Source organism: Pantoea sp. VS1, assembly GCF_002207995.1.
In the GTDB taxonomy this organism is placed as follows: domain Bacteria; phylum Pseudomonadota; class Gammaproteobacteria; order Enterobacterales; family Enterobacteriaceae; genus Pantoea; species Pantoea dispersa.
Window position 1 is genome coordinate 21736 of the sequence record NZ_NHZE01000034.1, and the last position, 8427, is coordinate 30162.

General features: G+C 51.8%; 8 protein-coding genes. 5 read left to right on the forward strand and 3 right to left on the reverse strand.

Annotation, left to right across the window (positions count from 1 at the left end):
* The first annotated feature begins 68 nt into the window (after window positions 1–68).
* The 4 genes from CBW22_RS13200 (at window position 69) to CBW22_RS13215 (ending at window position 5016) form a co-directional block, all read left to right on the forward strand.
* A complete protein-coding gene (locus CBW22_RS13200; protein WP_088516915.1) occupies window positions 69–1355 on the forward strand; it encodes an HlyD family secretion protein in 1287 nt (428 codons plus the stop codon).
* Window positions 1345–3459, forward strand: a complete 2115-nt coding sequence (locus tag CBW22_RS13205) for a peptidase domain-containing ABC transporter (RefSeq protein ID WP_254919503.1) — start codon at window positions 1345–1347, stop codon at window positions 3457–3459. The genes CBW22_RS13200 and CBW22_RS13205 overlap by 11 nt, the downstream gene beginning before the upstream one ends.
* Window positions 3460–3471: 12 nt before the next feature.
* Complete coding sequence (locus CBW22_RS13210; RefSeq protein ID WP_088516916.1) at window positions 3472–3657, forward strand: hypothetical protein; 186 nt, start codon at window positions 3472–3474, stop codon at window positions 3655–3657.
* 477 nt (window positions 3658–4134) lie between these two features.
* On the forward strand, window positions 4135–5016 hold the full coding sequence (locus tag CBW22_RS13215) for an AbiJ-NTD4 domain-containing protein (RefSeq protein WP_088516917.1): 882 nt from the start codon (window positions 4135–4137) through the stop codon (window positions 5014–5016).
* A gap of 121 nt (window positions 5017–5137) precedes the next feature.
* On the opposite strand, the gene CBW22_RS13220 is transcribed toward CBW22_RS13215, so the two are convergent.
* Window positions 5138–5602: a type II toxin-antitoxin system PemK/MazF family toxin gene (locus tag CBW22_RS13220; RefSeq protein ID WP_088516918.1), complete on the reverse strand. Its 465-nt coding sequence runs from the start codon at window positions 5600–5602 to the stop codon at window positions 5138–5140.
* Between the two features lie 142 nt (window positions 5603–5744).
* Here CBW22_RS13220 and CBW22_RS26325 point away from each other — a divergent pair, with 142 nt between their 5' ends.
* The gene (locus CBW22_RS26325; protein WP_176428123.1) at window positions 5745–6494 is read left to right on the forward strand and encodes a hypothetical protein; all 750 of its coding nucleotides are present in this window, start codon (window positions 5745–5747) and stop codon (window positions 6492–6494) included.
* Here the strand turns inward: CBW22_RS26325 and CBW22_RS26955 are convergent.
* Window positions 6385–6852 (reverse strand): DUF6622 family protein, encoded by a 468-nt coding sequence (locus CBW22_RS26955; RefSeq protein ID WP_369597195.1) that lies wholly within the window; start codon window positions 6850–6852, stop codon window positions 6385–6387. The genes CBW22_RS26325 and CBW22_RS26955 overlap by 110 nt on opposite strands.
* 56 nt (window positions 6853–6908) lie before the next feature.
* Window positions 6909–7412, reverse strand: a complete 504-nt coding sequence (locus tag CBW22_RS13230; protein WP_088516920.1) for a helix-turn-helix domain-containing protein — start codon at window positions 7410–7412, stop codon at window positions 6909–6911.
* Window positions 7413–8427 lie beyond the last annotated feature (1015 nt).

Genomic DNA, 8427 nt, shown 5'->3' on the forward strand with positions numbered 1-8427 from the left:
GCTCTCCAGGCGGCCATTATGGCCGCCTTATTATGACAACTACTGGCTTTTATTTCTTCAGGATACTCATGGACTCCCTCTATCGTGCAGCGGCGCTCAGTCACCGGTCACGACTCTGGAATGGTCGGGCATTGCTGGCCCGCGGCCTTCCCCCTTGGGTGCATCTTGCCCTCACCGCGCTCTTTTTTATCGTGCTTGCACTGTTTCTCTGCATCGGCAGCTATACCCGTCGGGTGACCGTTAGCGGGGAACTGGCCTCCCTGCCCGGCCCAGTCCGGGTCACCGCCCCCGGGCAGGGGTTTATTATCAGCCGTCTGGTCAGTGCAGGTGACAAGGTAAAAAAAGGGCAGCCTCTTTATGAAATTGACGTCAGCCATACGACGCGATCCGGCGTGGTCAGCCTTCAGCAGCGGCAGAATACGCAGGCTCAGATAAAAAGCGTTGAGAGCATCATTAATCACCTGCGTGAAAACAAACGAGTCACGCTGGAAACCCTGGAGCAACAGAAAGCCAGTTATGCGGCGGCGCTGTCGCACTCGGCTGACGTACTGAACCAGGCCGAAGAGGGGCTGAAGGAAATGAAGCAGAATATGGACAGCTATCGCCGCTATCAGCGCGCGGGCCTCATCAACCGGGACCAGCTCTCCCAGCAGGCCGCTCTTTACTATCAGCAGCAGAACGACCTGCTGACGCTGAGCGGTCAGCGTGAACAGAGTGCTCTGCAGCTGCTGGCTCTGACGGGCGACATCCGCACGCGCGCCGCTGATTTTGATAACGATATTTTCCGCATGGAGATGCAGCGCAGCGACCTGGTTCGCCAGGAGACCCTGGACGACGCGGCGGGAACGCTGGTCGTGACTTCGCCGGTGGACGGGCGGGTAGATATCGCCGGCCTGACATCTGGACAGTCGGTCAGCGTCGGCGACGCCCTGGCACAGGTTATTCCTTTCGCAACTCCCCGCTGGGAACTGGTCATGTGGGTGCCGGACAGCGCCGTGCCATTCATTAAGGCAGGCTCACCGGTCAACATACGGTATAACGCTTTTCCGGCAGAAAAGTTTGGTCAGTTTCCCGGACGGATCACGCAGATATCTTCAGCCCCGGCGACCCTACATGAAAGGGCATCCTGGTCCGGCGCGCCTGCCGTAAACGCCAGCACATCCGAGACCTGGTACCGACTGACCGTCACGCCTGATGTGACGCACTTTGTCTGGCAGGGACACCGCCTCCGGCCCGGAAACGGGCTGCGCGCGGAATGCACGCTGTTTCTAGAGAAACGAAAACTGTGGCAGTGGGTACTTGCGCCACTCTATGACATGCGGGACAGCACGCAGGAGGCGGTGAGTGAACAGTAACGGACCTGAAGGGCTATTACGCCGTCTCAATTTCTCACTGTACCGGCGTGTCCCCCTGATTCTGCAGACTGAAGCTGCCGAATGCGGGCTGGCCTGTATCGCGATGGTGGCAGGCTGGCACGGCCATCATGCAGATTTGTTTGCCCTGCGCAGCCGGGGTGGCATCTCGTCTCGCGGCGCCACGCTGAGCACTCTGTACACCATTGCCGGGGAGGTGGGACTGGCGGGCCGGGCTTTATCACTTGAGCTTGATGAGCTTTCGGACCTGAGGCTGCCCTGTATTCTGCACTGGAGCTTCAGCCATTTTGTGGTGCTGGTCAACCTCAGTGGCGACCGGGCCGTGATCCACGATCCGGCCCGTGGACGGCTAAGCGTCAGCAGGAAAACGCTGTCAGAAAACTTTACCGGCGCGGCGCTGGAGCTCTGGCCCGGCCGCGGCTTCTGCCGGAAAAAAAAACTGCCCCGCGTCAGGCCTGCCGAACTGATGAGCGGTATACGCGGCTTCGGCACTGCCCTGGTCAAAATCTTCTGTTTGTCCGCGATGATCGAAAGCATCAGTCTGCTGTTGCCCGTGGGTACGCAGATTGCCCTGGATCACGTGGTTCCCGCCTCCGACCGGGGGCTGCTTGAACTGGTCTGCCTGTCTCTGGGAGCACTTATCCTGCTTCAGACCGGACTTAACCTCATCCGTGCGTGGACGGTGATGGTGACGGACACGCTCACCGACGTTCAGTGGAAGGAAGGCCTGCTCCGGCATCTTCTGGGACTTCCTCTTCCGTGGTTTGCCCAGCGTCGTACAGGCGACATCCAGTCACGTTTCGGCTCGCTGGACGTGCTGCGCGACACTTTTGTCCACGATGTCACCGGCTGCGTCATTGACGGCATCATGCTCCTCGGGTCTTGCGTGCTGCTGGCAGGCTACGGAGGCCCGCTTCTGTGGGGTGTGGTTACGTGCTTTGTGTTGATCGCCATAACAATGCGGGTGGTTGCCTTTCCTCGCTACCGCCAGCTGACGGAGGAGCAACTGATAAAAAACGCGGCGGCCGGATCTCACTTTACCGAATCGCTGTGGGGTATCGCCACGCTACGCGCGCAGGGTCTGACATCGCAGCGCCGCCGGAACTGGCTGACACTTGAAGTAGACGCCGCAAACGCTGCCGTCAGCCGTCGGCGCTTTGACATTCTTTTCAGTACGGTCAGCGGTCTGACGAACGCGCTGGACAACGTGGTTATCCTCTGGCTTGGCATTGGGGCCGTAATGACTCATCAGCTCTCACTCGGGGCGTTTGTGGCCTTCGGGGTATTTCGTGAAATTTTCACCTCCCGGGCACTGTCGCTGACTGACATGTTCCTGCGTCTCGGCATGCTCTCCCTGCACGGAGAACGTATTGCGGACATCGCCCACACTGAGTCCGAGCCGGCCGCCCCCACTGCAGACCTGTATCCTGCGGGTGTCGCCATCGCGCTGGAGGCAAAAGGACTCATGTTTCGTCATGACGCACAGTCACCGGCCATTTTCAGGGGGCTCAATATCACGGTGGCTGCCGGAGAAAGCGTGGCCATCACCGGCCCATCAGGGTGCGGAAAAACCACACTCATGAAAGTGCTGAGCGGCCTTATCCCGCCGGGTGAAGGCTGCGTACTGGCCGGCGGACGGGATATCCACTCCGCCGGCGTGAACAACTACCGCCGCGCCGTGGCCTGCATACTGCAGGAGGACCGTCTGTTTGCCGGGTCATTACGCGAAAACATGACCGGTTTCAGCGACTCACCTGACGAGGCGTGGCTTCATACCTGCGCCAGCCTTGGCCATATCCATGACGATATCATGGCCCTGCCGATGGGCTATGACACCCTGACAGGCGAGCTGGGCGAGGGGCTCTCGGGCGGCCAGCGTCAGCGCATTTTCATCGTTCGCGCACTCTATCGCCGTCCCGCCATTCTTTTCATGGACGAGGCAACCAGCCATCTGGACGAACATAACGAGGCGCTGATAAACGAGGCCATACGCGGCCTGAGCATCACGCGGGTTATTATCGCTCACCGTTCATCCACAATTGCCTCGGCCGACCGGACAATTCACCTCGGCAGCATGCCGGAATAAAGGAGTATGCCCATGCGCGACACGCAAATTATCACGCTTATGCTGATTGTGATCCTGACCTTTATCCCCGTCAGTTGTTTCACTGGTGCCACCCTGCTGGCCCTGCGTCAGCGTAAAGGGTGGGGCTGGCTGATTGTGGCGGGCGTCCTGACGACTGTCGCAGTGGTGGACGCCGCCATCAGCAGCCTTGTGTTATAGAAATAACCGACGGAAAGGCAACGGGAAGTCGTGGTCAAACGCATTAGGCCATAAGCTTCGCCAGCTTGCCTTCGACGCTGCCTCATAGTTCATAGTTAGGCCCCTTAATTGCTTTTCTGATGGGGCTGATGAGCAACTGCGTAGTGCTGTGGAACACAGTTTATATACTGGCTGCACTGAATCAGCGTCGGGCATAAGGCGAAACGCTTAATAACAACGAGAATGGCAAAAATCGGTCAGTGGCCCTGGCGTTGACATGATGAATATATCGCACGGTTTCCCCGCTTTATTGTGGATAATTAATATGCTGGGTCATCATTCCTTTATGCAGGCAATATGAGTAAAAAAGGCCATTTAATGCTACTAAAAGGGGCAATCGAGAAAGACAATATTGCTTAACGTGAGTTTTCGTTCGACTGAGCGTCAGACCCCTTATACTACCTGCTTCTGAAATCGTTACCTCTACAGGAATCATGAATGAAATTTTCACATCGTCATGGATATGATCCGGAGTTTGTAAATAAGACATTCCGGGATGACGCACCCAGATGGGTAAGAAAACAGTATTTTAAAGATATTCTGGAAAGGCTCGTATGTGATGCCATGTCCCAAGCATCGCAAAATAAGCCTATTCCTGTTTATGACCTTATTAATGAGATACTCGTCATGGTGGATGAGGAGCCTGATGACTATTACCTTAGTCATACTCCGGCGATTGAAGTTCTCCGTAACCTGGTGATGAATATACCCTGGTACCGTTTTTACGATACTGTAGAAACGGTGGCCGAGAGGATAATTGAAATAGATGATGATGACAACTTTACGCAGAGCCGGAAAAACGAGTCCTTTTCTTTTTCAGCTTACCGCCAGAGGGTGAATGAACTTTTCTCAGAATATAATATCGACTGGAAAATGAATGAGTCTGGTCAGCTGGAATTGCCTTTGCCGCCATTTCTTGAAGAGAAAGTAAAAAGTACAGAGGAGAGGCTTGCAGACGAGTTCAGGCCGGCGAGAGCACACTTTGCCAAAGCCCGCGCCTTCGCGCTGGGCTCGCACCGGGATGCTGAAAATTCCATTAAAGAGTCAATAAGCGCGATTGAGAGCATATGTAAGACGTTTTACCCGGAAGCGTCAACGCTGGGTGATGCTCTGAAGATAATGAAAAAGGACGGTAGCGTCTCAAGAATGCTCATAGATGTTATAGAAAAGTTTTACGCCTACGCTAACGCAGAGCCTGCCGTCAGGCACGGAAGCAATAAAGACTCAGCCGTTCTGGAGCATGACGCAGAGCTGGCACTGCATTTTTCTGCGGCGTTTATCAGGACGCTTATCGTCCGCAGGAAGGATACAAACAGCTAGCCGGATGCCAGAAAGGCAAAAACCCAGCTCAGTGGCTGGGTTTTGCAGGTCCCTCATAGGGGGAAAAACTTAAGGGCCTCGATGGGCTACAGACTTATTATCCCTGAAACTGACGCTGACGTCAACTCTGAGGCGTCCCGTTAAGCATCCAGGACGCGTTTATAGACTTGATGACTGCTTTCTGAATCTCCGCAACAAGCTCACGGGCCAGACACTGGTTCAGATAGCCTCTGTCCGTTCTGGCGCGGTTAAGCCGGTAGCGGCTGACCTGCTGGACCAGGTCAGCTTTAGCCCACCGGGTGCGCTGTGAGAAGAAGCGGCATTCCTCAATCACGGCTTCGCCAATCTCTACGTGCATACCCCGCTGCAGCTTATCCCGATCGCACGTTGAAGAGAGCGGAACGATGATGCAGGCATTCCCGTTGATTTTACCGTTAAGCACAATAACCAGCCGGTTCTTAACCATTTCGGGCGGAAGATGACCGTCCCAAAAATTGGTTACGGGATTTCCATCTGCACCCAGAGGATAGCTTCCAAAGTTACACTCCAGAATTTCACCGACCTTAGGGCTGAAGTTTATCGGCATAAGGTTTCCTTTGATTAATAAGCAATGTGTTTTTCCTGAACGATGTGTATTATTTTACGATACACGCACACCCAAGTAAAAACAATGTAAATACATCAACGTATGTACATCGTACATACGAAATCTCAAAAGGTAATGCTCTATGCAAGTTTATGTCGAAGAAAAAAAAGAAAGAATCGAACCGAATACTTACCCATGTATTGTTCTTGTCCGTGACAACTGGGATGACTATGACTATAAAACAACATTTTATTCTCATGTGCATTTAAGCAAAAAGGAAAAAATATCAATAGGAGAAGTAAAAATATTGACCTTTAATCAAAAAAGTGGATATACAAAAATAAAGCCCTCATTACCAAATGGGTTAACAGATGAATACTGCTCGCTTGGAAGTGATATAACTTATTATGAGAGTATTTTCAAACTAGGTAAAGATACATATGAGGAATATCTTAAATCTCTGAAAGATGTCACTTTTGATGAGTCAATTGAGAGGAGATTCAATACGCAAGAAGGATATAAAGTTTCCCTTCTTAGATTTAGTGAAGTTGTAAGAATGATTCCTGATGCTAAAAAAATTTTTAAAACAAGAAGCATAAACTTCCTTAACCGGAAAAAAGATTCATTAGAGTTTACCCTAACTGGACGACCATCGCTTACCACAGGAGAAAATTTCAGTTTAATCTGGTGTAAGCCAACAACAATTGATAGCGGGTCGGAGGGGCTTCAATTACAGGCAGTTACGGTTAATCACTTTTTGCTGTACCAGGGTATGAAAAGTCTCAGGGTCCCCCCCAGAATACGCCATCAACAAGTCCCGTCACACCGCCAAACAACATACAAAAACTTGCTGATGACCGTAATCCCGGCTGCAGATAAATGGCTGAGGTAAGCATAAACTTCATGCAAAAAGTAATCACAATCAGCCCCAGGGTCAGCGGCGTCCCGGCCCTGATAATCATGCCCGGATTATCTGAATTTCTCAGCGGTGGCTGTGAGCGCCACAACCTGTATCCAAGAGCGGTACCTGCGAGCAGTCCAACTGCCATCATTGTAAGGCTTGCGCCAGCAAGTGCTGTTTCAGTGATAACACCATATGTCCCCCAGACAAGAAAAATCACCGGGAGAAAAAACAACCGCCCGGTTGTCATCTCCCGGTCATAAAGAGCAGCAAAGCCGCGTCGCAGTAAAAAAGCCAGCAGGATCCATACCCAGACGGGTGTGTTTCGTAAAAAGTCTGCAATATCCATAATTTTTCCCAGTTTCGAAAGTTAATCTTTTTCAGTACAGGTGAATCGGCACAGCATTACTTTTCGGTGGTATTGTTATTCGATCTTTTATTTCCTGACCGAAGAATTTTCTGCAACCTGCGTTGTTGCCATAAGGCGATTTTTCCTCGCATGATAAACACGCGTATCCCCCTGAATATAACAAGTCCTCCCCATATAACAGCTACCACAACGGACCAGTAACTTTCCGGGGTAAACAGATAGTTAATTATCGTTAATGCTGTACATACCAGAACAGCAGTAGCCAGAACTCGATAAAACCGGGTTTCCTGCGCTACCTGAATTCTGGCTTCGCTGATGTGTTCATCAAGAGCCTGACTGGCAACGTAAGTTTCTTCCGTGAGATCAGAAACATTTACACCAAAGGCTGAAGCAATCGCACTGAGTGTTTCCAGACTCGGCTTCTGGCCTTTTTCAGTTCGCTGCACGGTCCTTACAGAAAGAGAGGCGACTTCAGCCAGTTGTTCCTGTGACCATGCCTTTCTCAGACGATATGCTTTCACCTTTTCAGCGACAGTCATCATTGTTCCCGTTATCTGCAATACCTGCGATGATACTTGCATATCAGTCCGGCACCGTATACGACACCACCATGACAGCAAGGCGACACGCCAGTGACATCAGGTCGGAACGCGGCATATGCCGGGCAAGGACCAGCAGATAGAGTTATACCTGACGCTGGCAATGGAAACAGGATACCAGACACCGATAACCGCCACACCGTCAGAGTCGGAGCTTTCATCCAACCTGCGCGGCTGAGCTGCATGACAGAATGCTGACGGTTGGTTTGCAAATATGACGATGTTTATTTGCAGTTTATTGTGGGCCCGGCGAAATGGATTGCGAGCCGGGCAGGATAAATGCGAGCCCATTGTCACTTAATGTGAGTCGGCGGTGTTTTTCATTTGCAGTTAATGTGAGCCGAAACATGCGCTGATTGCGAGTCGGAGGGATTTCGATTGCGAGCCGCTACAATTACCCTTCCCTGCCCGCGGGCCTGCTTAAACAGTTCATCCATTAACATTATTGACTCTCCATCACGCTGCAATCGCTCAGCGTGATTTGTTTTGCTTCCAGCTGTCGTTGGCCATGAATGCCGCGCGCGAAACGCAGCCCCCCACAGCAGCTGAAGGCCAATTTTGATCAGCTCGCTGGCGTGCGGCAAGAAAAAGAGCGGCACGATGAACAGGGCACTCAGGAGAAAGCCCATTCAGCAGCACTTTTTCTGTCTTTGCCGGTGAGCTTTATAATTCCGAGATATCCCGATACCAGCATTACGGCTCTGTTCAACTCTTCCTCCATTTGAATAACTTATTGAGTCATCTATTTAATAACTTCAACACACATCAAGCATTCGTCGGGCATTCAATGCATACACATAAGATATTTATCATGCATACAATGGATACTCATTGGGTATTCTTAACTTATGCCTGTTAGTGAATCAGTTCTCTAGTGCCCCGTCGCTCTCCAGCTTCTCACGTAAGGCCTCCAGAATATAAGCACTGAAATCCAGAGAGGTCTTATTTGAGGCCT